A 22256-nucleotide genomic window follows, 5' to 3' on the forward strand; every position below is an offset into this window, starting at 1 on the left:
ATCACCGGCTAACTTCATTCAAAGTGATGAATATCCTGCCGCGATAACGCGCCACGATCGATATGTCTGCACCGTCTATGTCCGGATACCGGAACGCGAAGATCCATATTATGTCCAGGGGCGTGTAATAAGCCCGGGTTTGTTGCTTGAAGTCGTCCGTGATCAGCGAAAGGTGGCGGCGGTCATCGTGCCACGCCGTGAAAGCGAAAGACGTGTTCAGGGCGCGCAGGCCCGCCCGTGGAGGGGGCGCCGGTTTCTCGGGATATTTATCGCTGGTCGGGTCGCATTCGGTTTGCTCGATCCGCTCCCGCGTTGATCGGTACCTGTCATTGAAGACAATGAAGCATCGCCCATCGCTAAGCTTAATTTCCAGTGGCCCTCCCAAGTGACTGATTTTCGTGATGTGAGTGCCCTCAGGTAAGTTCAAGCGGTGGGCCTGGACCGTTTTGGCGCTGAGGCCACGGGCAGCCGGATCGACCATCAGCGCCGGGAGCGAGCGCGGGTCGAAGGGCGTCATCGTTGGCAAATTGCCGGTGCCTGCCGGCGCCGCCGCGATCAGGAAGGGTATAAGCAAGACTATCCGCATCGCAAAATCCCCATCCTGCCGCTCCGGCCTCTGCGGGCCGCACCCCGGCCCGCGGCGTCTCACGCGACCCAAGCCAGGCTGCTCTTGTCCGCGCAAAATCGCCCGCCCGCCAGCCCGTTTCATCGCCCGCCGCCACCTGCTGCGGCCAGGGTCGGCAGCATGACGGTCTGCGGGGGAATTTGCGCCACAGGGGCGGTCTGGATGGGATTGCGCGCGCCGCGCCGTTGCCGCGCGACGGCCATGGGCCTAGCCTCGCTGCAAACATGGGGGAACGACGGGGATGTTTTTGATCGCATTGTTGCTGCAGGCGGCCTCGCCCCCGCTACCGACGGCCCCTCCGCTCCATGGCGGGCCGAGCGAGATGATCTGCCCCGTGGGCGGCGAACGTTTCTCCGCCTGGCGTCCGTCGATGTACAGCACCTTTGGCGAGCGGCCGGACGGGAAGCCGTACAGCTATCTGCCCTTCCCCTTCCCGCTGCCCGAATGCCCGGGCAACAAGCTGATCGTGTTCGACGACTATTCCGCGGCGGAGACGACAAGGCTCGCGACGTTGATCGCGACCGCCGAATATAAGCGGCTCGGCACGACCGACACGACCTATTACCGCGCCTATTGGCTCGCGGACAAATTGGGCCGGCCCAAGACGGAATCATTGGGTTTATTGCTGTCGGCGATCTGGCAGGTGACGCCCGAACCTGCGGCGGAAGCCGCGACCGAACGCCCGGAAGACCGCGACAGCCTCCAGCAACAGCGCCGCTATCAGGCGCTGTTTATCGAGCAGGTTCGCCAGCTCGGCCTGGCCGCGGCGCCGGATCAGGCCTGGCTGCAGGCACGCGCCGCCAACGCCGCCCGGCAGATGAAGCGCTTCGACGAGGCGGAGGCGCTGTGCAAACAGGCGGAACAGACGCTCGCATCCCGCGCCGATAAAGGCGGCTGGGACACCTATCTCGCCAACCTGCGCACGGTCATCGCGCGCAAGGACGCCAGCGTCGAACCGCTGGATATGATCCCCGATCAACAGGCCGGGCTGATCTGTGCCGACACGCCGCCGTCCGACCCGGTCGGCAAGGCCGTTTGCGCCCGCCCGAAGGTTGCCGAAATGATCGAGCGCGTCCGACAGTCCAAACGGTAACATCTCCGCCCGAGCCGTTCCGCCGGGGCGGGTGGACCCTCGCAGCAACCCCGCTCTCACTGGCGCAAGGCGACTGCCTGCAGCCGTAACCATCCCCTCATCGCCGGCGGATCGATATCCGCTTATGGCCGTTCGCTGTCTCCGACGCGTTTCCCTTGCCCCGCGACGGCGCGCGTCGGGGCGAAGCCTGGGCGCGGTGACGGGATGGGGGACGGGTTGAAACACAAGGCCTGTGCTTTACGCGAGAGGGCGATGCAGGATGCGGTACGCCGATGAGCGACGTGCCCATGCCGGGCGCGACGGCGCTGCCATGCGCGCGGCGGACGGTGGCGCGGCTGCTGGGCGCGACCGCGCTTCTGTCCCTGCTGTTCGTGACAACAGGTTGTGGAGCGAAGATGTCCTCTGACGAATATGCCCCGATCCTGGCCTTTGCCGCCGATTTCTCCGGCAATGATGCCGAACTCGTCGCCAAGGTGCGGCAGATGGCTGCCAATCCGCCCACCGACATGGAAACCATCGGCTTCTATGGCGCGGAGGACGATCCACCCCGCAACCGGCTGTTCCTCGCCACCGTCAACCTGCTCGACACGTCCGGGAAACTCTCCTCGGTCGAGGATAAATATACGACCGAGATCTTCTTCCAGTGGGCGGAAGACGGCGTCATCGACCCCAAGACGCTGCCGCCGATCGCGAAAGCGGTGTTCGGCCCGCTGATGGACGAGACGACGGCGCTGAACGAACCGGCGGCGCGCGCCTATCTGGACTATGTCTGGACCCATTATGCCGCGGCCACGCAGGAACTGGAGCGGCACATCGCCGAACGCGGCAAGACTTTGCTGTCGATCGACGCGACGTCCGGCGACACATTGTTGTTCGCATTGGTCACGCCGGACATTGCCGCACGGTGGCGCGATCGCGCGCTGAGCGAGCATGACGGCTATCGCGCCGGCGTGCGGTCCCCCATGTGGGATCGGTTCTGGGATCACCTGTCTTATTCCGCCTTCGATCGGATCGGCGGCCGCGAACGCACGGGGGTACCGCCCGGGACGCAGCCCCGCGTCGAGGCGATCCCGTTCGCCCAGTGACGCTGCCGCTCCACCCGCCGATCCCGATCCGATGAAGGAGCGCTTATGCCGCAACCCGCGCGCTGGATGACGCGAGACTTCGTGTTCGTGCCGCCCCCCGCTTTCCTCGATGTCGTCGCCCACGCGCCGGAACGGTTCGAACTGCGCCCATCCGCGGGCAGTGCGGGCCGATCGGCCCTGTTCGTGCTGGCGCGGGACGTGGCCGGGCAGCTCGATCTGGATGCGGATCTGGCCGGCGTGGCGACCGATCTGTTCGGGGCCCCGGTCAGCGGCGGCTGGCGGACCGAGGCGATGCAGCTGTTCGGCCGGCCCGCGCGGCGCGGCTGGGGGGCGCTCGCCAGCGCAGGGGCCGAGGTGGTGGAATTGACGCTGGTGCAGGGCAAAGGCGGCCGCATCTGGGCGTTCGGTCTGCGGGCGCTGGCCGAAGATCATACGCCCGCCGCGCGCGCCTACGAAAATCTGCTGCAGGGCCTGCAGGAGCGGTCGAGCCCGGTCAGCGCGGCTTTGCTGCAATCCCAGTTCGACGGGCGCGAGCGCAAACGCCTGGCCGGGCTGGAGGCGGATACGTGCGTGGACGATGGCGTGCCGGGGCCGTTCGATCTCGCGTGGGACCGGCGCTATGCGGCTGCCCTTGGCGAACAGGATCATAGCGTCGTCGCGCCGCTGATGGCGGAGGCGGTCGCCCTGGTGGAGGAGCCCTATGGCCCGCCGCTGCCGCTCGGCACCAGCCGCATCGGCGGCGGCCCGGATCTGCCGCCGGGCGCCTGGCCGGTGGACGCGCGCGGCCTGCGTCATCCCTTCCTGATGCAGATCGATCTTGCCGAGATCGCGGCGGCCTGCGGTCCCTTATCGCCGCTGCCACCGTCCGGCCTTCTCTCCTTCTTCGTCCATGGCGACTCGCTGGCGCTGAACACGGTCTTCACGCCCCCGGGTATCGCGCTTGTCGCACACCCGCTGACCGAAGCGCTTCTGGACGCGTCCCACGCTGCGATCGCCATGGCCGACGATCTGCCGCCGGCAACGCCGCCCGGCCCCCTGCCTTGTGAGGAGGGGGATTATGTGACGGTGGAGGTGATGGACGACGGCACCTTGCGTTTTGCCCACAGCCCGGATCCGGCCTGGGCCTATGGCGTGCCGGGGGCGCCCTTCGACGCGCTGTCGGACGATCGCTTCGCCACCGTTGCGACCGCGCGTCTGCGCCCGGCCCGCACCCGCTCGATCGATCTGCTGGCGGCGGAACGGCGGATCGAAAGCAGCGGCATCGGCTCGCTCGACGATCTGCACGAGGCGCATGATGCCAGCCTGCGCGCGGTGACCGGCTTCCACCCCGATCTCACGCTCCCCCAGATCCACCAGATGCTGGGCCATGCCGCTTTGGCGGACGGGTGGGACGGGCGCGTCGCCGCCGCGGAACAGGCGCGCGAACGCGGCCATGCCGATCTGGGCGATCCCGATGCCTGGATTCTGCTCGTCCGGGTCAATGCCGGCTCCGTCACCGGCCGCGAATTCTGGGATGCGCTGGATCTCACGATCATGGCACCCCGCGCGGACGTGGCGGCGCGCCGCTGGGATCGCTGCCTGCTGCTACCGGGCTGACGCTCTCGCCCCAAAAGCCTCGTTGCACGCGCCGCACTATCTCGAAAGGATAGACAGGAAGCGGAGTCGGCACAGTGGTGAAGCTACGTCTGTTCGTGATCATGGCTTTATTTCCCACGGCGGCGATCGCCGGGGTGGGTGGCTTTCCGAACCTTTCGGGTTTCGACATCACGTCGGTAAAGGTGATCAAAACCGGGCAGTGGACGCCCGATCCCCGCTATCCCAAGGGTGAGCGTCCCGGTGAGGGACGGGCCGCATGTGCGGCAATCAAAGTATCGCCAGCAACGATGAAGTATTGGTTTTCGCAAGCCGTTCAGCTGGATCACCCATCATGGATGGAGCGGACCACGTGGACCCAATGTTACAGCGAAGGCGTCCTGATTTCCCATAACAGAAGATATTACTGGTTTTTGGATCCGTGGGGACGCGGCAGCATATCAACGCAACCGGGGCCGCAGGAAAAGGTCGTGTATCTCGCGGGGCCGTCGATCGCGGAGCCGGGAATCTTCGGGCTGGACGGTCTTGATCCCCGGGAATGATCAGGCTCCGGCATATTTGCAGGGTCGTCCAGCGGTCCCGGGCGCGCTCCCTCGTCCGTTCAGAAACTAAGGGCGACACGTCCGACGATCTTGTCGCCCGCGTGACGGGCATCCGCGAACGGCCCGATCGCGTCGGCACGCGAAACGTTGGTCCCGATATAATCGACCCCGATCGTCAGATGATTGACGCGATGTTCCAGCCCCAGCCGCCAATTGGTATAATCGCCGCCCGGCCGCAGCCGCGCCGCGCGATCGGGATCATCGACGCTGCCGGACGAATGGCCGATCTCCCCCAGCAGGGTGAAGGGCGTACCCAGGATGCCGGCATTGGCGCTGGCATAGGTATAGACATTGCTGCCGCCGATCGCATGTTGCGACGGCGCGGCGATTACGCCCACGCTGGCGGAGAGCGGGCCAATGCCATAGCTGGCCGAACCGCCAAGCTCGACATAATCCATCTTGCCGCGCGCACCGGAGAAAAGATGCCCGGTCGCGGTCGCCTGCAGGCGCAGGCCGCCCAGGCTCCAGCCGGTGCCGAGCGAAAGATCGGCGACCCCATCGGCGCCGCCATGCCGATCGCTGCCGCGCAGGGTGACGATCCGGGCCGATGCGTCGATGCCGAGCAGCGACACGTCGCCTGCGCCAGCGATCGCGGCGCGGCCTTCGCTCCAGCTGAGCCCGCGGCGCACCTCCTGCGACATCGCTTCGGCCGAAACGGAGGCGCCGGTCTGGGCAGAAACGGGCGCGATCAGGCCGCAGGACGCGGCCCCGATCGCACCCACCCATTTCAGGGTCCGGATCATCCGGCGCGCTGTGCCCCGTGCAGACGGTCCAGCTCGGCGCGGAGCGTCTGATGATCCTCCTGCGCCATTTGCTGCAGATGCTCCTGCATCGCCGCCGTCCTGCGGGCAACCTCCTTGGCGATCGCCGCCTGATGCGTGCTGCACCAGCCCGGCCGGCTGCCGGTCAGGATCGGGGCGCTGTCCATGGTACGGCTCAGGCTGGCCCCGCCGGTGGCGGTCGCCTGGCGGGCGACGCTCATGTTCGCCGCCCACTGGCAGCGTAGCGAAGACATCTTCCCGGCCGGCGCCACCGTGCCGACCTGCTTGTGGGAGATCGCCACGTCGCCGCGATAGCTGACCGCGACCGGGCCGCTATGGTGATCGATCTGCGTCTGATGGTCCACGCGCATGCCAAGCGCGGCGGTGGCGGCGCTGATCGCCAGCCCCGCTACCAACATATAGGCCATGTCACTCTCCTTGCGGTTGCGCGGTCCATGCTGACCGCCGTGCTGATCCTTACGGACCTGCTTCCTTAACGGCGTCGGCGCCTTTTTGGTTGCTCTTTGCCTACGGATGTAAAGCGCATGCGGGCCCGGCTGTGGCGCGGATCAGCCGCGCTGCCGCGCGAGCCAGACCGTGCGATCGCAGCCGGGATCGGCCACGACATGATCGACCAGATCGAACCCCGCTTCCTCCAGCCGTGCGCGATATTCGTCCGGGCCAAGGCTGCCATGATAGAGCGGATCGCCCGCCAGTTCGCCGATCGCGCACCCTTCCTCGGGCCCGCTGGTGAACATCAGGGCGGCGCCCGGGGCGGCATGCGCCTGGAACCGCGCGAACATGCCGCGCTGATCCTGCGGCGACAGATGGAAGAGACTGTCCCACGCCAGCAGCCCGGCAAAGCGCCGGCCCAGCGCAAGCTGTCGCATGTCCATCTGCCATGCCGCGACCCCCGGCAGATTGTGCCGGAACAAGGCGAGCATATTGGTGCTGCCATCCACCCCGGTCACATCGAAGCCGCGATCGATCAGCCCGCGCGCGATCGGCATCCCGCTGCCACAGCCGATATCGACAATCGCCGCCCCCGGCGGGATCAGCGCGCAGAAGCGATCCAGCCAGTCGCGCTCCACCTTTTGCGTCGTGCGCAACCCGGCCCAGACATGGCCGTGCCGCTGATACATGTCGATCACCTGCGTGTCGGCGGCATCCGTCATCGATCCTCCTGCGTCCCTCGCCCGTCCTCGCCCATGAAAATAGAACAGCCGCCAACCCCACGCCACCACTGCCGCCCCTGCGTAGGCGGGCATCCATATCGCGGCTTGGCACCGTGGCCGCTCATTTCAACGGCACCGCCCGTAGGCCGATGGATCCCGGCTTCGCCGGGATGACGGGGGGACGCGGGGGAACAAGGTGGAGGCGCACTAACCACCACCGTCACCCCAGCGCAGGCTGGGGTCCATTCCGCGGCCAGGCGATGGCGCGGCGGCTCGGTGGCCCGCTGCCATCGCGCACGCGGCGGGCTCGGGGGAACAAGTCCCGTGCCTGAGAGCTGAAGCTTATTATCGGCCCGTTTCCGCAGGAGCCACGATGTTCGTCCCGGTCCCGATCCTGATTCTCTTCGGCCTCGCCTTCGCGCTGATGGCGGTGCAGCTTGTGCGCATGTCGCGGCGTCCCGATCCGCTGCTGGGCGGGCCGATGGCGGGACGCGGTTATGATGCCGGGCTCGCGCGCGCGCAGACGCCGGCGATGCCGCAGCCGGCCCGCCCGTCTGACACCCTGCCCTCCGCCGCCCTGTCGCCCGCCACGCTGACGCCGGAGGTGGAAGCGGAGGCGCGTGCGCTGCTGGCCGCCGGACGCAAGATCAACGCGATCAAGGTCGTGCGCGACGCCACGCATATGGGGCTCAGCGAATCGAAAGACCTAGTCGAGCAATGGGAATACACACGCACCGGCGCTTAGGCGTGCCCGGATGAATGAGGATTGCGATGCGGAAGACTGCGCAGCTGATCGGGATCGTGTTGGTCGTCGCCCTGATCGTATTCGGCGGCCGTTGGTATTCCTATGTCGCTTGGGCGAAGAGCCCGTATGACGAGGTCGGTATCGCGCTCAACGGTTATGCGCCGGCGCCGCTGCGGCGATGGGGTTGCCACAAGATGCAACAGCGTTTCCCGGGCCAGGTGCCGCCTTATGGATGCGCCGGCGCCGACGGCCTGCGCTGGATTTGATCCGCGCCTAAGACTTATTTCGCGGTGACGATCAGCTCGATCCGGCGGTTCTTCGCGCGTCCGGCGGGCGTGCGATTGTCCGCCACCGGCTGGGTCATGCCGCGCCCGTCGATGGAGATGCGGCGTTCCTGGATGCCGCTGCGGATCAGCAGCGCCGCCATGCGCCGCACCCGCGCCCGCGACAGCGCCAGATTCTGCTCCGCCGTACCGTCATTGTCGGTATGGCCGACCAGCGTCACGCGGCTGTTGGGATAAGCGCGCAGGATCTGCGCCACCGCATACATGGTGCGCAACGTGCCGGGATTGGGATTGGTCTGCCACGGCTCGAATTCGGTACCGGTGAAGCGGAACATGCTGGGCGCGGGCTGATTCGATTTCAGGAACATCGCCAGCTTTTCTTCGGTCGATCCGCGCTCAACCGAAATCGCGCTGTCGGGCAGCAGGATCAGATGTGCCGTGGGCGACGGCTTGGGCAGGTCCTGCTTCTTGCGGTGGTGGAATAGGGAAATCTTGCGCGGCGCCGACTGCGCCTTCTGCTCGGAGGATGCGGCGGCCTTGTCGCTGCATCCGCTGGTCGACGCCGCCAGTGCCATCAGCATCGCCGCCTGCAGTCCGAAACGCAGTCTCATGTCGTGCCCCGCCGATCCCCTGTCCACCCATCATATGGCGCCGATCGGCGCCCGTGCAATGGTGGACCACGCAATATTGCGTCTCATTCGCACAGCTATAACCGCAGGTTGTTGCGGCCAGGTTGCTGCGTGGCGGGGTAAAATGACCAATGTCAAAGGGATGCGTCTGCGGTGGCGCAGGCCCTCTAGCCGCGCACGCTCGGGCGTTTTACAGCTTCCGTCTGCCCGCATCTGCGGGATGGTTTCTGATGGGGTGAAGATGACCGAACTGTCCCGCCGTGATGCGATGCTCTCGGCTGCTGCCGTGGCCGCTCTGGCGATGGCGAGCGGCGCCGGCGCGGCCGAGCCCGCCGCCACCGGCGCCACCTGGGACCTGACCGACTTATATCCGAACGACGCCGCCTGGTCGGCCGAACGCCAGGCCATCGCCGCGCGCCTGCCCGAAATCGCCGCCTATAAGGGCCGGCTGGGCGAAGGCGCGGGCACGTTGCGCGCCTTGCTGCAGCTTCAGTCCGACATCGGCCTGAAACTGGCGCGGCTCTACACCTATGCCGGCCTGAAGGGGGACGAGGATCTGCGCGTCGCGTCCAATCAGGAACGCCGCCAGCAGGCGGTGGATCTGGCCACCGCCTATGGCGAAGCCGGCTCCTGGCTGAACCCCGAACTGCTCGCGCTCGGTGCGGCCAAGGTGCAGGCCTATCTCGCCGCCGATCCCGGCCTTGCCAAATTCCGCTTCCAGCTGGACGATGTCGTGCGCCAGGCGCCGCACACCTTGTCGCCGGAAGGAGAAGCGCTGCTCGCCGCCGCGCAGGCACCGCTTTCAGGCCCCGGCGATATCCGCACCCAGCTCGCCTCGTCGGACATTCCGCGCCCGACCGTCACCTTGTCGGACGGCACCAAGGCGCGGCTCGACGATCAGGGCTATACGCTCCACCGCAGCGCGCCCAATCGCGCCGACCGCAAGCTCGTGTTCGATCAATTCTGGGCCAGCTACAAAGCGTTCGAAAGTTCGCTTGGCGCGGCGCTCGCCAGCCAGGTGAAGGGGGAGATGTTCCAGGCCAAGGCGCGCAAATTCCCGACCGCGCTCGACGCCGCTTTGTCGCAGCCCAACATCCCTGCCGGCGTCTATCGCACGCTCGTGGCGCAGGCCAATGCCGGCCTGCCCGTGCTGCACCGCTATTTCGAGCTGCGCCGCCGCATGCTCAACCTGCCCGAAATCGCCTATTACGACATTTATCCGCCGCTCGTGTCGCTCGACCGCACCTTCTCGCTGGACGAGATGCGGTCGCTCACCTTGGCCGCGATCAAGCCGCTCGGCCCCGATTACAGCGCGCAATTCGCCAAGGCGTCCGCCAACAAATGGATGGATCCGCGCCCGCGCCCGGGCAAGGCGTCCGGTGCCTATATGAGCGGCTCGGCCTATGACGTGCATCCCTATCTGCTGCTGAACCTCAGCGACAAATATGACGGGCTTACCACCTATGCGCATGAGTGGGGCCATGCGATGCACTCGCTGCTGGCCAATAAGGCGCAGCCGTTCGAGACGGCCGGCTATCCCACCTTCACCGCCGAAATCGCCTCGACCTGCCAGGAATTGCTGCTCGCCAACTACATGCTCGGCCAGGCGAAGACGAAGCAGGAGAAGCTCTTCTATCTCGGCCAGCTGATGGAGAATTATCGCGGCACCTTCTACCGCCAGACGATGTTCGCCGAATTCCAGCTGGCGATCCACGATCTGGCCGAGAAGGGCGAAGGCCTGTCAGGCGAGAAAATGACCGCCATCAACCTGGAAATGCTCAAGAAATATCACGGGCCGAAATTCGTGATGGACCCGGCCTATGGGGTCGAATGGATGCTGATCCAGCATTATTTCTACGGCTTCTACGTCTTCCAATATGCGACCTCGATCACGGCGGCGAATTACTTTGCCGACAAGGTGCTGCATGGCACGGCCAAGGATCGGGACAATTACCTGTCGGTGCTGCGCGCAGGCGGATCGGATTACGGCTATAACATCCTGAAGAAAGCCGGCCTGGATATGGCGACGGCCACGCCCTATCAGACGATCATCCGCAGCTTCTCCGACGTGCTCGATCAGGCGGAGAAACTGCTCGCCTGAAGACAAAGGGCTGGCGGGAGGGTGTACCCCGCCGTCCAACCACCGCCGTCACCCCAGCGAAGGCTGGGGTCCATATCGCGGCTTGGCAATGTCGCCGCTAACTTCAGCGGCAGCGCCCGTGACCCGATGGATCCCAGCCTTCGCTGGGATGACGGGCGGTGGGGGCGTGGCCCGCGCCATGCCCCCACCGCCTGCCTCACGCGGTCTGCTTGGCCTCCACGCCCAGCTTGGCCAGCAATTCGCGGTTGAACGCTGGAATGTCATCCGGCTTGCGGCTGGTGATAAGGTTGTCGTCCACGACGACCTCCTGATCCACCACGATCGCGCCGGCATGTTTCAGGTCGGTGCGGATCGAGGGCCAGCCGGTGACGGTGCGGCCTTCCAGCACCTCCGCCTCGGCCAGCAGCCACGGGCCGTGGCAGATGGCCGCGACCGGCTTCTTGGCGAACAGGAAATCGCGCACCAGCTTGATCGCCTGCGCGTTCATGCGCAGCGTGTCCGGGTTGGCGACGCCGCCGGGGATGACGAGCGCGTCATAGCCGTCGACCGAAACGTCAGTGATCAGTGCGTCAGGCGTGATCGTGTCGCCTTTCTTGTCATGCTCCATACCCTGGATCGGATCGCGGGCAGGGGAGGCGAGCGTCACCTCCACGCCGGCATCGAGCAGGGCCTGGCGGGGGCCGAACAGCTCCGATTGTTCGAAGCCGTCGGTGGCAATGATGAGGGCTTTGGTCATGATACGCTCCGGAAACAGGGATGCCGGTTCAACGGAGGAGCGGCGATGCGCGTTCCTGGCCGCAAGCCCAAGTGCATGCCCGCTGCGGCAGGACGAAATGTTCCGGCAGCGACCCAAATCTGCCATGCGCGGGTGCTTCCCCGGCGGCCTCCGAACACCGTCCGTCATCCCAGCGAAGGCTGGGATCCATCATGCCGCGGGCGCTGTCGCTGTAATTAGCGGCGACATCGCCAAGCCGCGGAATGGACCCCAGCCTGCGCTGGGGTGACGGTGGTTGTGAGGGGCGCGCGTATCATCCTACGGGCGTCGCGAACGCCTACGCGCCGCCGCTCGCCCGCCCGGCTTACGCTACGCCATGCGCCTTGAAATGGGCCAGCATCCTTGCCCAGCCATCCTTGGCATCCGCCGCGTTGTAGCTATCGCGATAATCGGCGTGGAAGCCGTGGCCGGCATCCGGATAGACATGGACGGCCGAGCCGGATTTGCCCGCCTTTTGCAGCGCGGCCGCCATCGCCTGCACTTGATCCTGGGGAATGCCCTGATCCTTGGCGCCATAGAGGCCCAACACCGGCGCACGCACCTCGCCCGCCCGCGCGATCAGCTTCTCGACGCGGCCATACCAGGCGACCCCGGCGCGGATATCCGGATTGACCATGGCCGAACGCCACACGACCGATCCGCCCCAGCAGAAGCCGGTGATGCCGATCGCGGCCGGTTTGCTGAAAGGCTGTTGCTTGATCCAGGCGGTGGTGGCGCGCACGTCGCCGTCGACCTGGTCGTCGCTTGCCTGCGCCACGATCGGCATGATCTGCTTGAAGTCGCTGATCGCGGGCAGATTGACGCCGGAGCGGTAGAAGAAATCGGGCGCGACCGCGACATAGCCGAGCTTCGCCAGCCGCCGGCAGATGTCCTTGATATAATCGTGGATGCCGAAAATCTCGTTCACGACGATGATCGTCGCATGGCGCCCATTGCCCTTGGGCCGCGCGACATAGGCCGGCAGCGGCTTGGCCGCACCATTAGGGATCAGCACTTCGGCGATCGTCAGGCCCGCGTCGGGCGTGCGGATCGGCTTGGCATCGGCGGCGAGCGCGGCAACGGCATAGCCGGCAAAGAACATCGTCACCGCGGCGCGGCGGCCGATATGCAGATCTTCGGGCTGGGTTCCTTCGGGGCGGGTCAGGCTGTCCATGGCGTCCTCCACTGTTTCGCGGAGGCTACGCCGCGAGGGCTACCCGTGCAATCTCGCCCCTTTCCAGGCCGCAAGAAAGTGGCGCGTGCCTGATCGCGCTGGTCCGTATAGCGGGACGTCTATGGCCCCTGATCGCATCCGTTCTTCCCTGCCGCTGCTGGCGCCCCTGCTGGCGGGCAGCACCTCCCGCGATCGCGTGATCGCCTGCCTCGGCGCGCTGCTTGCGATCGGCCTCACCGCTTTGATGTGCCATTGGCTATTGCCGGGCGCCAACCCCTACCTTGCCGCGCCGATCGGCGCCTCGGCCGTGCTGGTGTTCGCCCTGCCGGCGAGCCCGTTGTCGCAGCCGTGGCCGGTGATCGGCGGCAATGTCGTCTCGGGGCTGGTGGGCGTGCTCGCGGCGCACCTGCTCCCCCGGCCGGAGCTGGCCGCGGCCGTGGCGGTGGGTGGTGCGATCCTGGCCATGTCGCTCCTGCGCTGCCTGCACGCGGCGGGAGGCGGTACCGCGCTCGTAACCGCGCTGCCCGCCCCTGCGGTCGCGGCGTCAGGCTATGGCTTTGCCCTGCTGCCGGTGGCGATCAACGCCGTCCTGCTGGTGGCTATCGCGATGCTGTTCCATCGTTTCTCCGGTCACAGCTATCCGCATCGGCCGGCCGCGCGCGTCGCCGCGCCTGCGCCGGCGGATTTCCATCGCGACGATATCGATCGCGCGCTCGCCGACATGGGCGACGCGTTCGATATCAGCCGCGACGATCTCGATCTGCTGCTGATGCGCGCCGAATATCATGCGGCCACGCGGCTGAAGGCTTAGCCTTCGTTGGGGCGGTGCGGAATATCCAGGCCCTTGGGGCTTTTGGTGAAGATCTCCGCGCCATCCTCGGTGATGCCGATCGAATGTTCGAACTGGGCGGAAAGCGAGCGATCGCGCGTCACCGCCGTCCAGCCATCGTCCAGCACCTTCACGTCGGCGCGGCCGATATTGATCATCGGCTCGATCGTGAAGAACATGCCGGGCTTCAGCTCCGGACCCGTGCCCGGCCGGCCGAGATGGACAACTTCCGGCGCGTCATGGAACAGCCGGCCGACGCCATGGCCGCAGAAATCGCGCACCACGCCATAGCGATACTGCTCGGCATGGGTCTGGATCGCGTGGCCGATATCGCCCAGCCGCGCGCCCGGCTTGGCCGCGGCAATGCCCAGCATCATGCATTCATAGGTCACGTCGACCAGCTTGCGCGCCTTCAGTGGCACATTGCCCGCCAGATAGGTGCGGTTGCTGTCGCCATGCCAGCCGTCCAGCAGCGGCGTCACATCGACATTCACGATATCGCCGTCGCGGATCAGCTTCGGGCCCGGAATGCCATGGCAGACGACATGGTTCAGGCTGATGCACGAGCTATGCGTATAGCCGCGATAGTTCAGCGTCGCGGGCACCGCGCCCGCCGCGATCGTCATGTCATAGACGATGCGGTCAATCTCTTCGGTGGTCACGCCCGGGCGGATATGCGCGGCCAGTTCGTCCAGGATTTCCGCCGCCAGGCGCCCGGCGCGGCGCATCCCCGCAAAGCCTTCCGGCCCGTAAAGCTTGATCGCGCCCGTGCGCGTAACGGCCTCGCCTGCCGCAATCGTCTGATATTGGGTCATCCGTCATATATAGCGGTCGCGCGCGGGCTTTGCGAGAGCCGGGGGAGCCGCTATCGGGGGCTATGGCCGAGCGTATCTGGACTGCCGCCCTTGTTATTATCGGCGATGAGATTCTGTCCGGCCGAACGCAGGACAAGAATATTGCCCAGCTGGCGCTGTGGCTGAACCTGCAGGGGATCCGGCTCAGTGAAGTGCGGGTCGTGCCCGATCGGATGGAGGCGATCGGCGCGGCCGTGACCGCGCTTGCCGGCGCCAACGATTATCTGTTCACCACCGGCGGGATCGGCCCCACGCATGACGACATCACGGTCGATGCCATTGCCGCCGCGCTGGGCGTGCCCGTCATCGTCCATCCCGAGGCGCGCGCGATCCTGGACGATTATTATGCGTCGCGCGGCGGCCTGACCGAGGCGCGGCTGCGCATGGCGCGCACACCCGAAGGCGCCTCGCTGATCGTCAACGGGCGGTCGGGCGCGCCCGGCATCCGCATCGGCAATATCTTCATTCTCGCCGGTGTGCCGCATATTGCCGGCGCGATGCTGGACAGTCTGTCGGGCAAGCTGGAAGGCGGGCGCCCGGTGGTCTCCGCGACGATCGGCTGCTGGGTCCAGGAAAGCGAGGTCGCCAATCTGCTGGGCGAGACCGAGAAAAGCCATGACGGCTGCCAGATCGGTTCCTACCCCTTCTTCCGCGATGGCCGGACGGGGGCCAATTTCGTGATCCGTTCTACGGACGAAGAGCGGCTGAACGCCTGCGCCGCCGATCTCACCGCCGCGCTTGCCGCGAAAGGCTATGCGCCCGTCGCCGGCGGGATCTGAGGCGCGCGCCGCATCGCGATCAGGGTGATCAGCGCGACCAGGGCGGCCACCGTCGCCATCGCGAACACGATGCCGGGAAAGCGGAACGGCGCCCCGGGCCCGGTGAACCAGGCCAGAGCGGGATTGTAGAGCGCCGGCGCCAGGATCGCGCCCAGCGCCGCGATGCTGCCGCCAAAGCCCTGCAATTCGCCCTGGGCATCGGCCGGTACGCGGCGCGACATCAGCCCGTTCATCGACGGCATCACCAGGCTCTGCATCGCGGTGAAGCATAGCAACACGAATACCAGCCAGCCGGTCTGCAGGAAGATATAGGCGACGAACCCGATCATCGCGCACAGAATGCCCAGCTCGGCGGCGCGGCGCTCGCCAACCTTTTTCACGACCCGGCCGACCACAAACATCTGCGACAGTGCCATCAGCAGGCCGACCATTGCCAGCGACGCGCCGATGATGCCGGGCGTCCAGCCGAACGCCGCGATCGCGAAATAGGCCCAGGTCGCGGGGTAGACCATGCTCGCCAAATTCCACCAGAAGCTGGCAAAGGCGACCGGCAGGACGCCCGGGTGCCGCCGCAGCGCCAATAGCGCGCCCAGCGGGTTGGCGCGCGTCCAGTCGAACGGACGCCGGTTCTCCGGCTTGTGGGTTTCCGGGAAGGCGACCATCCCGAACAGGAAATTGGCCGTCGCCAGCAGAGCGGCGGCATAGAAAGGCGCGCGCGGGCCGACTTCGCCCAGCAGGCCGCCGATCGCCGGCCCGATCACGAAGCCGACGCCAAACGCGCCGCCGATCATGCCGAAATGGCGCGCGCGATCCTCCGGCGCCGATATGTCGGCCATCGCCGCGCCGGCGGGGCCATAGGATGCGCCGAACAGGCCCGCCAGCGCCCGCCCCAGGAACAGCCAGCCGAGCGACGGGGCGAAGCCCATCAGCGCATAATCCGCGGCGAAGCCGGCCAGTGCGCCCAGGATGATCGGGCGCCGCCCGAAGCGGTCGCCCAGATTGCCCATCAAGGGGCCGGTCAGGAACTGGACGGCGGCATAGATCACGCCCAGCCACCCGCCGATGCGCGTCGCCTCGGCCAGGCCGACATGGCCCAGTTCCATCACGATCCCGGGCAATACGGGCATCACGATGCCAAAGCCGATCGCATCGATCAGCACCGTGATCATCACGAAATAGGCCGCGCGCTCGTGGGATCCCGGCATCGCATGCTCCGGATGGACGGGTGTCGTCACGACACCCGTCAGGCGGCCGATGCGCGCCCTTGCCTGAACCGCTTATTTCTTGGCGGCAGGGCGTCCGCGCTTGGATGCGGGGGCGGCGGCGCCACGCTGGCGCCCCAATCCGATCGCCTTGGCCAGGGTCCGCCGCTTGTCGGCATAATCCGGCGCGACCATCGGGTAATCTGCAGGAAGTTTCCACTTCGCGCGATATTCCTGCGGCGTCATATTGAAGTTGGTGCGCAGATAGCGCTTCAACATCGTCAGTTTCTTGCCGTCTTCCAGGCAGACAAGATGGTCCGGCTTGATCGATGCGCGGATTGAAACGGCCGGTTTACGGTCCTCTGCCGCCGGTTCGACAGGATCGCCCAGGCCGGCAAGCGCGCTGTGCACCTTGCCGATCAAGTCCGGCAGTTCACCGACAGTAACGCGATTATGCGCGACATGTGCGGCAACAATGTCCGCCGTCAATGTGAGAAGTTCGATTGCAGTTTCGTCCGCCATTTTCGCTGCCCTGTTGGAGCCTATTTATAGGCGGCGCGATTAGCAGATCGTTACGGCGCACGCGAGTGTTTTCGCAGGTGCAACCGCAAGCATCCGCGCGACTGTGATTATTTTACAAACACCGGCGCGGGAGTGAAGAGTTGAGAGGCCGGCACGATCGCGCCGGCCTCATCGATCAGATTACTTGACGTGGTTGGAAACGTGCTTGTTCATCTCGAACATGCTCACGCTCTTCTTGCCGAACACCTTCTCCAGCGCGGCGTCAGCGTTGATCTGACGCTTGTCCTTGCTGTCCTGAAGATTGTTCTTCTTGATGTACTCCCACAGCTTGCTGACGATCTCGCTGCGCGGCATCGGGCCCTTGCCGACGACGGCGGCCAGATCCGCAGATGGGGTTACGGGCTTGTGAATGCCACCGGTCTTAGTTGCCATGTAAAGTCCTCCTTTTGCGGCCCCTCTCTCAAGGCTGACGCTGCTATTCCGCGAGGAGAGGCCTTTGGCAAGCCTCTCTTACGTGCGATGGAGCGCCTCTGCCTTGTGGGCGGCGCGCGTTCCCTTGTCGGTTTCGACGATATATTCGGGATTATCCTTTGATGCCGCGACCTTATGGCCCTTGATCGTGGTCGGGCTGGTCTGTTTCTTGACGACCTCGCCATGGGCGGTGCCGCCATGCGATTTCCAGCTTACCTTATCGCCTTTGCGTAAATCGGCCACGTCCTGCCTCCTATCCACATCTCTAGGGACCAAAACGCGGCGCGCCGCATTTGTTGCCCGACACTGTAAGGCGTGGGGCGCATGATGGACCGAAGTCGCGATTATCTGATCTTCACGCCGGGCGATGTCGATCTCGCGCAATCGCCGCTGCGCGCGTCGCTGGATGTGCCGACCTATGTTCTGGGCGCCTTCAATCCGGGCTTCACCCGCCTGGCCAATGGCAATCTGCTGATGATGGTGCGCGTCGCCGAAGCGCTGGAAGAGCCGGTCGCGGGCGAACATGTCCGTGCGATCCGCTGGACGCAGGACGGCTATGTCCTGGACGATCATCTGCTGACCGGCGTCAACATGGCGGATCCGCGCCAGTTCGACGTCGCCGGCGGCATGTACCGCACGCTGGCGCTCACCTCGCTGTCGTGGCTGTTGCCGGTCGAACTGACGCCGGACGGACGCGCGATCGTCGCGGTCCATTATGACAAGGCGATCCAGCCGGTGGCGGACTTTCAGCATTATGGTGTCGAAGATGCGCGCATCAGCAAGGTCGGCGACACCTGGTATATGACGACCTGCTCGGTCTCGGCCGAACGCCATTCCACGACCATGCATATTTCCGATAACGGCCTGGACTATCGCCTCGCCGGGATCGTGCTGGATCATCAGAACAAGGATATGATCCTGTTCGAAGGGCAGGTCGGCGACAAGTTCATGGCGCTCACCCGGCCGTTGGGGGAGGTCTATTTCGCCTATCCCGACGACAGCCCCTATCGCGGCGGGCCGTCGATCAACCTCGCCCAGTCGCCCGATGCGCTGCACTGGAAGCCGCGTGATGAGCCGTTCCTGCGTGCGCGCAAGGCCTCCGCCTCGTCGATGAAACTGGGCGGCGGCAGCCAGCCGATCCTCACCGACGCGGGCTGGCTGATCCTGTATCATGGCGTGGAGACGCGCGCGAAGGTCGGCATCTATCGCACGTTCTGGGCCTTGCTCGACAAGGACGAGCCCTGGAAGATCCTGCGGCTGGAAGATGCGGATCCGCTGCTGGAGGCGGACCCGTCGCTCACCGCGCCGATCGCGCACCAGCTCTATCTGCCGACCGAAGTCGTCTTCACCACCGGCATCGTCGATGCGGGCGAGGCGTATATCGTCGCCAGCGGCGAGGCGGATCTTGCCTGCCGTATCACCCATATCCCCAAGGCGCGCTTCGCATGAGCGCGCCCGCTTGGTGGCAGAGCGGGGTGATCTATCAGATCTATCCCCGCTCCTTTCAGGATACGAACGGCGACGGCGTCGGCGATCTGCTGGGGATCGAGCAAAGGCTCGACTATCTGGTCGATCTCGGCGTCGATGCGATCTGGATTTCGCCCATCTACCCCTCGCCGATGGTCGATTTCGGCTATGACGTCGCCGATTATACCGGCGTCCATCCGATGTTCGGGACACTCGCGGATTTCGATCGGCTGCTGGCGGCGGCACATGCCCGCGGGTTGAAGCTGCTCCTCGATTTCGTGCCCAACCATTCGTCGGATCAGCATCCCTGGTTCCTCGAAAGCCGGTCATCCCGCACCAGCGCCAAGCGCGATTGGTATATCTGGCGCGATCCCGCCCCCGACGGTGGCCCGCCCAATAACTGGATCAGCGATTTCGGCGGCTCGGCGTGGGACTATGATCCGGCCACTGGCCAATATTATTATCATGCCATGCTGCGTGAGCAGCCCGATCTCAACTGGCGCAATCCCGAACTCAAGGCGGCGATGCTGGATGCGATGCGCTTCTGGTTCGATCGCGGCGTCGACGGGTTCCGCGTCGATATCCTCTGGCACATGATCAAGGCGGCGGCCTTTCCCGACAATCCCGCCAACCCCGATTGGGCCGAAGGCATGGCCGACAAGGATCGCGTGCTGCAGCTTCACTCGACCGATCAACCCGAAGTGTTCGAGCTGGCGGCCGAGATGCGCGCGCTAGCGGATTCCTATGAAAAGGACGGGCAGCCGCGCGTGCTGGTCGGTGAGATCTACCTGCCGGTCGAACGGCTGATGGCTTATTATGGTCAGGCCGGGGAGGGCGTGCATCTCCCCTTCAATTTCCAGCTGGTCGAAGCCGCCTGGAATGCCCGCGCCATCCACCGGATGGTGGCGGATTACGAACGCGCGCTGCCGCCTGGCGGCTGGCCCAATTGGGTGCTCGGCAATCATGATAGACCGCGCATCGCTACCCGCGTCGGCGCCGCCCAGGCGCGGGTCGCGGCGATGTTGCTGCTGACGATGCGCGGCACGCCCACGCTATATTATGGCGACGAACTCGGCCTGACCGACGTCGCCATCCCGCCCGAGCTGGTGCAGGATCCTCGCGAATTGCGTGAGCCCGGCCTCGGCTTCGGCCGCGATCCGGTGCGCACGCCGATGCCGTGGGGCGACAGCGCCCAGGCCGGCTTCACCACCGGCACGCCGTGGCTGCCGCTCAATGACGATTGGCGCACGCGCAATGTCGCGGTGGAGGCGGCGGACCCGGCATCGATGCTGGCGCTGCACCGCGCCCTGCTGGCGCTCCGCCGCGCGCATCCCGCGCTGGCGATCGGCACCGTCCGCTTGATTGCGGCCGAGGGCGATGTCCTGGCCTATGAACGTTTCCATCAAGGAGAAAAGATCGTGGTCGCGTTGAACCTGGGCGGGCAGGAGCAGGCGGTAACGCTGCCCGCCGGCCGCCTGCTGCTTTCGACCTTGCCATCGGGCGACTATGCCCCCGGCCGGCTCGCCCCCGATCAGGGCATCGTCCTGCTGGTGGAGGCCGGCTGATGCGTATCGCCATGCTCGCGCCCATCTCCTGGCGCACGCCGCCGCGTCATTATGGCCCGTGGGAATTGATCACCAGCCTGTTGACCGAGGCACTGGTCGCCAAAGGCGTCGACGTCACCCTGTTCGCCACGGCGGACAGCGAGACGGCGGGCACGCTCGCCGCGGTGGTGCCGGCGGGCTATTCGGAAGATCGCACGCTGGATGCCAAGGTGATGGAGATGCTGCACGTCTCCCACGTGTTCGAACGCGCCGGTGAGTTCGATCTGATCCACAATCAGGCCGATTTCGTGCCGCTCGCTTTCTCGCGCCTGGTCGACGTGCCGCAGGTGACCACCATCCACGGCTTCTCGTCCGAACGGATCGTGCCGGTATTCAAGCGCTATGAGGATCGCGTGAACTATGTCGCGATCTCGGATGCGGATCGCCATGCCGATCTCAAATATGCCGCGACCATCCATCACGGCATCCGCCTCGACGAATTCCCGTTCGACGCGGAAGGCTCCGACGACCTGCTCTTCTTCGGCCGCATCCATCCGGACAAGGGCGCGGCGGATGCGATCCGCGTGGCGCAGGCCACCGGCGATCGGCTGCTGATGGCCGGCATCGTCCAGGACGAGGGCTATTATGCGCGCGAGGTTGAATTGCATATCGACGGCGGCCAGATCAGCTTCAACGGCCCGCTTGGCGGCGCCGCGCGCACGCGCGCGCTGGGCCACGCCAAGGCCTTGCTCCACCTCATCCATTTCGACGAGCCGTTCGGCCTGTCGGTGGTCGAGGCGATGGCCTGCGGCACCCCTGTCATCGCCTATAATCGCGGCTCCATGCCCGAATTGATCGAGCATGGCGTCACCGGTTTCCTGGTCGAAACCTTCGACGAAGCGCTGGAGGCGGTACAGCGGATCGGCGAGATCGACCGCGCCGCCTGCCGTCGCGCCGTGGAGGAGCGTTTTTCGGTCGAGACGATGGCGGACAAATATCTGGAATTGTACAAACAGATCCTCGACGGAACCTTGCCCGGTTGAGGATCGCTTGTTCGGGCATGACCCGCTTGTTCCACGTCTCCGATCTCCATTTCGGGCGCGAAGACCGCGCTGCGCTCGATTGGTTTGCGGGGTTGGTTGCGACGGAGCGGCCCGATGCCGTCATCTGCACCGGCGACCTGACGATGCGCGCGCGTAAGGCCGAATTCGCCGCCGCCGCGCAATGGCTGGCCAGCCTCGACGTGCCGATGACGGTCGAGGTCGGCAATCACGATCTGCCCTATTTCAACCCGGTCGCGCGGCTGCTGAACCCTTATCGCCGCTTCGAGAAAGTGGAGCGCGCGATCGAGCGTCCGCTCGACCTGCCCGGCGTGTTGATCGTGCCGTTGAAAACCACCGCGCGCTTTCAGGTCCGCAACCTCTCCTGGGGGCGCGTGTCGCGTTCGGGCTTGAAGGACGCGTTGCGGCGGCTGGCGGAAAAGTCCGCCGATACGGTCGCGATCGTCGCCTGCCATCATCCCCTGATCCGCAGCGGCTTCGTCGGCCATGGCGATACCCATAATGGCGCGGAGGCGCTGGCGCTGCTGGCGGAAGCCGGGGCCGATGCGGTGGTCAGCGGCCACGTTCACGACGCGTTCGACGTGGCGCATCAGGAAGCGGGCCGCGTCGTCCGCCTGGTCGGATCGGGCACGCTCTCCGAACGGCTGCGCACGACCCAGCCCTCGTTCAACGAACTGCGGATCGACGGCGGCCGGCTGGAGGTCATCAACCGCGTCATGGCGCGGTAGCCCTCCGCGCCGCCCAGCGCACATCCTCCGTCACCCTGAACTTGTTTCAGGGTCCACCCCTCCCCGAGCGGCGTCGCTGCTGGCGTGATGGATGCTGAAACAAGTTCAGCATGACGACGTGGTGCCAAGCCGCTCAGCCCCGGCCACTGCCGTCACCCCGGCGCAGGCTGGGGTCCAT

The 22256-nt window shown here is 65.9% G+C and carries 25 protein-coding genes; 13 read left to right on the top strand and 12 right to left on the bottom strand.

All coding sequences use genetic code 11. From position 1 onward, the window contains the following. Position 1: 1 nt before the first annotated feature. Positions 2 to 586, bottom strand: a complete 585-nt coding sequence (locus ACSBM8_RS00950) for a hypothetical protein (RefSeq protein WP_442679807.1) — start codon at positions 584 to 586, stop codon at positions 2 to 4. 280 nt (positions 587 to 866) lie between these two features. Here ACSBM8_RS00950 and ACSBM8_RS00955 point away from each other — a divergent pair, with 280 nt between their 5' ends. The 4 genes from ACSBM8_RS00955 (at position 867) to ACSBM8_RS00970 (ending at position 4938) form a co-directional block, all read left to right on the top strand. Next, positions 867 to 1718, top strand: a complete 852-nt coding sequence (locus tag ACSBM8_RS00955) for a hypothetical protein (RefSeq protein WP_442679808.1) — start codon at positions 867 to 869, stop codon at positions 1716 to 1718. Positions 1719 to 1990: 272 nt separating this feature from the next. Continuing rightward, the gene (locus ACSBM8_RS00960) at positions 1991 to 2803 is read left to right on the top strand and encodes a hypothetical protein (protein WP_442679809.1); all 813 of its coding nucleotides are present in this window, start codon (positions 1991 to 1993) and stop codon (positions 2801 to 2803) included. Between the two features lie 45 nt (positions 2804 to 2848). Next, entirely contained in the window at positions 2849 to 4399 is a 1551-nt protein-coding gene (locus ACSBM8_RS00965) for a DUF1963 domain-containing protein (RefSeq protein WP_442679810.1), read from the top strand. 74 nt (positions 4400 to 4473) lie between these two features. After that, positions 4474 to 4938: a hypothetical protein gene (locus ACSBM8_RS00970; RefSeq protein WP_442679811.1), complete on the top strand. Its 465-nt coding sequence runs from the start codon at positions 4474 to 4476 to the stop codon at positions 4936 to 4938. A 59-nt stretch (positions 4939 to 4997) separates the two neighbouring features. Here ACSBM8_RS00970 and ACSBM8_RS00975 read toward each other — a convergent pair whose 3' ends face one another. From ACSBM8_RS00975 to ACSBM8_RS00985, 3 genes are all read right to left on the bottom strand, one after another. Then, positions 4998 to 5741 carry a TorF family putative porin gene (locus ACSBM8_RS00975; protein ID WP_442679812.1) on the bottom strand — a complete coding sequence of 248 codons (744 nt, stop codon included), beginning with the start codon at positions 5739 to 5741 and terminating at the stop codon, positions 4998 to 5000. Next, positions 5738 to 6187, bottom strand: a complete 450-nt coding sequence (locus ACSBM8_RS00980) for a hypothetical protein (RefSeq protein WP_442679813.1) — start codon at positions 6185 to 6187, stop codon at positions 5738 to 5740. Before ACSBM8_RS00980 ends, ACSBM8_RS00975 begins: the two co-directional genes overlap by 4 nt. A gap of 141 nt (positions 6188 to 6328) precedes the next feature. Next, positions 6329 to 6934, bottom strand: a complete 606-nt coding sequence (locus tag ACSBM8_RS00985) for a methyltransferase domain-containing protein (protein ID WP_442679814.1) — start codon at positions 6932 to 6934, stop codon at positions 6329 to 6331. 373 nt (positions 6935 to 7307) lie between these two features. Between ACSBM8_RS00985 and ACSBM8_RS00990 the strand changes: the two genes are divergently transcribed. Both ACSBM8_RS00990 and ACSBM8_RS00995 read left to right on the top strand, forming a co-directional pair. Then, entirely contained in the window at positions 7308 to 7679 is a 372-nt protein-coding gene (locus tag ACSBM8_RS00990; protein ID WP_442679815.1) for a ribosomal protein L7/L12, read from the top strand. A gap of 26 nt (positions 7680 to 7705) precedes the next feature. Further along, positions 7706 to 7945 (top strand): hypothetical protein, encoded by a 240-nt coding sequence (locus ACSBM8_RS00995; protein WP_442679816.1) that lies wholly within the window; start codon positions 7706 to 7708, stop codon positions 7943 to 7945. 14 nt (positions 7946 to 7959) lie between these two features. On the opposite strand, the gene ACSBM8_RS01000 is transcribed toward ACSBM8_RS00995, so the two are convergent. Next, positions 7960 to 8574 (bottom strand): OmpA family protein, encoded by a 615-nt coding sequence (locus ACSBM8_RS01000; protein ID WP_442679817.1) that lies wholly within the window; start codon positions 8572 to 8574, stop codon positions 7960 to 7962. A 259-nt stretch (positions 8575 to 8833) separates the two neighbouring features. Here ACSBM8_RS01000 and ACSBM8_RS01005 point away from each other — a divergent pair, with 259 nt between their 5' ends. Further along, positions 8834 to 10693, top strand: a complete 1860-nt coding sequence (locus ACSBM8_RS01005) for a M3 family oligoendopeptidase (protein WP_442679818.1) — start codon at positions 8834 to 8836, stop codon at positions 10691 to 10693. 196 nt (positions 10694 to 10889) lie between these two features. Here the strand turns inward: ACSBM8_RS01005 and ACSBM8_RS01010 are convergent, their stop codons facing one another. Both ACSBM8_RS01010 and ACSBM8_RS01015 read right to left on the bottom strand, forming a co-directional pair. Continuing rightward, entirely contained in the window at positions 10890 to 11429 is a 540-nt protein-coding gene (locus tag ACSBM8_RS01010) for a type 1 glutamine amidotransferase domain-containing protein (RefSeq protein WP_442679819.1), read from the bottom strand. Between the two features lie 343 nt (positions 11430 to 11772). Beyond that, the gene (locus ACSBM8_RS01015; RefSeq protein ID WP_442679820.1) at positions 11773 to 12621 is read right to left on the bottom strand and encodes a dienelactone hydrolase family protein; all 849 of its coding nucleotides are present in this window, start codon (positions 12619 to 12621) and stop codon (positions 11773 to 11775) included. Positions 12622 to 12742: 121 nt separating this feature from the next. On the opposite strand from ACSBM8_RS01015, the gene ACSBM8_RS01020 reads away from it, so the two are divergent. Further along, positions 12743 to 13432 (top strand): HPP family protein, encoded by a 690-nt coding sequence (locus ACSBM8_RS01020; protein WP_442679821.1) that lies wholly within the window; start codon positions 12743 to 12745, stop codon positions 13430 to 13432. Here ACSBM8_RS01020 and map read toward each other — a convergent pair. Next, positions 13429 to 14265: a type I methionyl aminopeptidase gene (gene map, locus ACSBM8_RS01025; protein WP_442679822.1), complete on the bottom strand. Its 837-nt coding sequence runs from the start codon at positions 14263 to 14265 to the stop codon at positions 13429 to 13431. The genes ACSBM8_RS01020 and map overlap by 4 nt on opposite strands. Positions 14266 to 14327: 62 nt before the next feature. On the opposite strand from map, the gene ACSBM8_RS01030 reads away from it, so the two are divergent. Then, positions 14328 to 15083: a competence/damage-inducible protein A gene (locus ACSBM8_RS01030; RefSeq protein ID WP_442679823.1), complete on the top strand. Its 756-nt coding sequence runs from the start codon at positions 14328 to 14330 to the stop codon at positions 15081 to 15083. On the opposite strand, the gene ACSBM8_RS01035 is transcribed toward ACSBM8_RS01030, so the two are convergent. The 4 genes from ACSBM8_RS01035 to ACSBM8_RS01050 all read right to left on the bottom strand — a co-directional run bounded on the left by ACSBM8_RS01035 (position 15056) and on the right by ACSBM8_RS01050 (position 17521). After that, positions 15056 to 16288, bottom strand: coding sequence for a TCR/Tet family MFS transporter (locus ACSBM8_RS01035; RefSeq protein ID WP_442679824.1), 1233 nt, complete (start codon positions 16286 to 16288; stop codon positions 15056 to 15058). The genes ACSBM8_RS01030 and ACSBM8_RS01035 overlap by 28 nt on opposite strands. Positions 16289 to 16360: 72 nt before the next feature. Beyond that, positions 16361 to 16807 (bottom strand): MucR family transcriptional regulator, encoded by a 447-nt coding sequence (locus ACSBM8_RS01040; RefSeq protein ID WP_442679825.1) that lies wholly within the window; start codon positions 16805 to 16807, stop codon positions 16361 to 16363. Between the two features lie 180 nt (positions 16808 to 16987). After that, positions 16988 to 17239, bottom strand: coding sequence for an SWIB/MDM2 domain-containing protein (locus tag ACSBM8_RS01045; RefSeq protein ID WP_442679826.1), 252 nt, complete (start codon positions 17237 to 17239; stop codon positions 16988 to 16990). A 78-nt stretch (positions 17240 to 17317) separates the two neighbouring features. Beyond that, a complete protein-coding gene (locus ACSBM8_RS01050) occupies positions 17318 to 17521 on the bottom strand; it encodes a DUF2945 domain-containing protein (protein WP_442679827.1) in 204 nt (67 codons plus the stop codon). A gap of 84 nt (positions 17522 to 17605) precedes the next feature. On the opposite strand from ACSBM8_RS01050, the gene ACSBM8_RS01055 reads away from it, so the two are divergent. Genes ACSBM8_RS01055 through ACSBM8_RS01070 form a run of 4 tightly spaced genes read left to right on the top strand, consistent with a single transcriptional unit; the run spans position 17606 to position 22078 of the window. Beyond that, entirely contained in the window at positions 17606 to 18727 is a 1122-nt protein-coding gene (locus tag ACSBM8_RS01055; RefSeq protein ID WP_442681653.1) for a glycosidase, read from the top strand. Then, complete coding sequence (locus ACSBM8_RS01060; protein WP_442679828.1) at positions 18724 to 20310, top strand: alpha-amylase family glycosyl hydrolase; 1587 nt, start codon at positions 18724 to 18726, stop codon at positions 20308 to 20310. The genes ACSBM8_RS01055 and ACSBM8_RS01060 overlap by 4 nt, the downstream gene beginning before the upstream one ends. Further along, positions 20310 to 21332 (top strand): glycosyltransferase family 4 protein, encoded by a 1023-nt coding sequence (locus ACSBM8_RS01065; protein ID WP_442679829.1) that lies wholly within the window; start codon positions 20310 to 20312, stop codon positions 21330 to 21332. The genes ACSBM8_RS01060 and ACSBM8_RS01065 overlap by 1 nt, the downstream gene beginning before the upstream one ends. A gap of 17 nt (positions 21333 to 21349) precedes the next feature. Continuing rightward, entirely contained in the window at positions 21350 to 22078 is a 729-nt protein-coding gene (locus tag ACSBM8_RS01070; protein WP_442679830.1) for a metallophosphoesterase family protein, read from the top strand. Positions 22079 to 22256 lie beyond the last annotated feature (178 nt).

It is taken from the genome of Sphingomonas sp. ASY06-1R (assembly GCF_052180265.1).
Lineage (GTDB): Bacteria > Pseudomonadota > Alphaproteobacteria > Sphingomonadales > Sphingomonadaceae > Sphingomonas_I.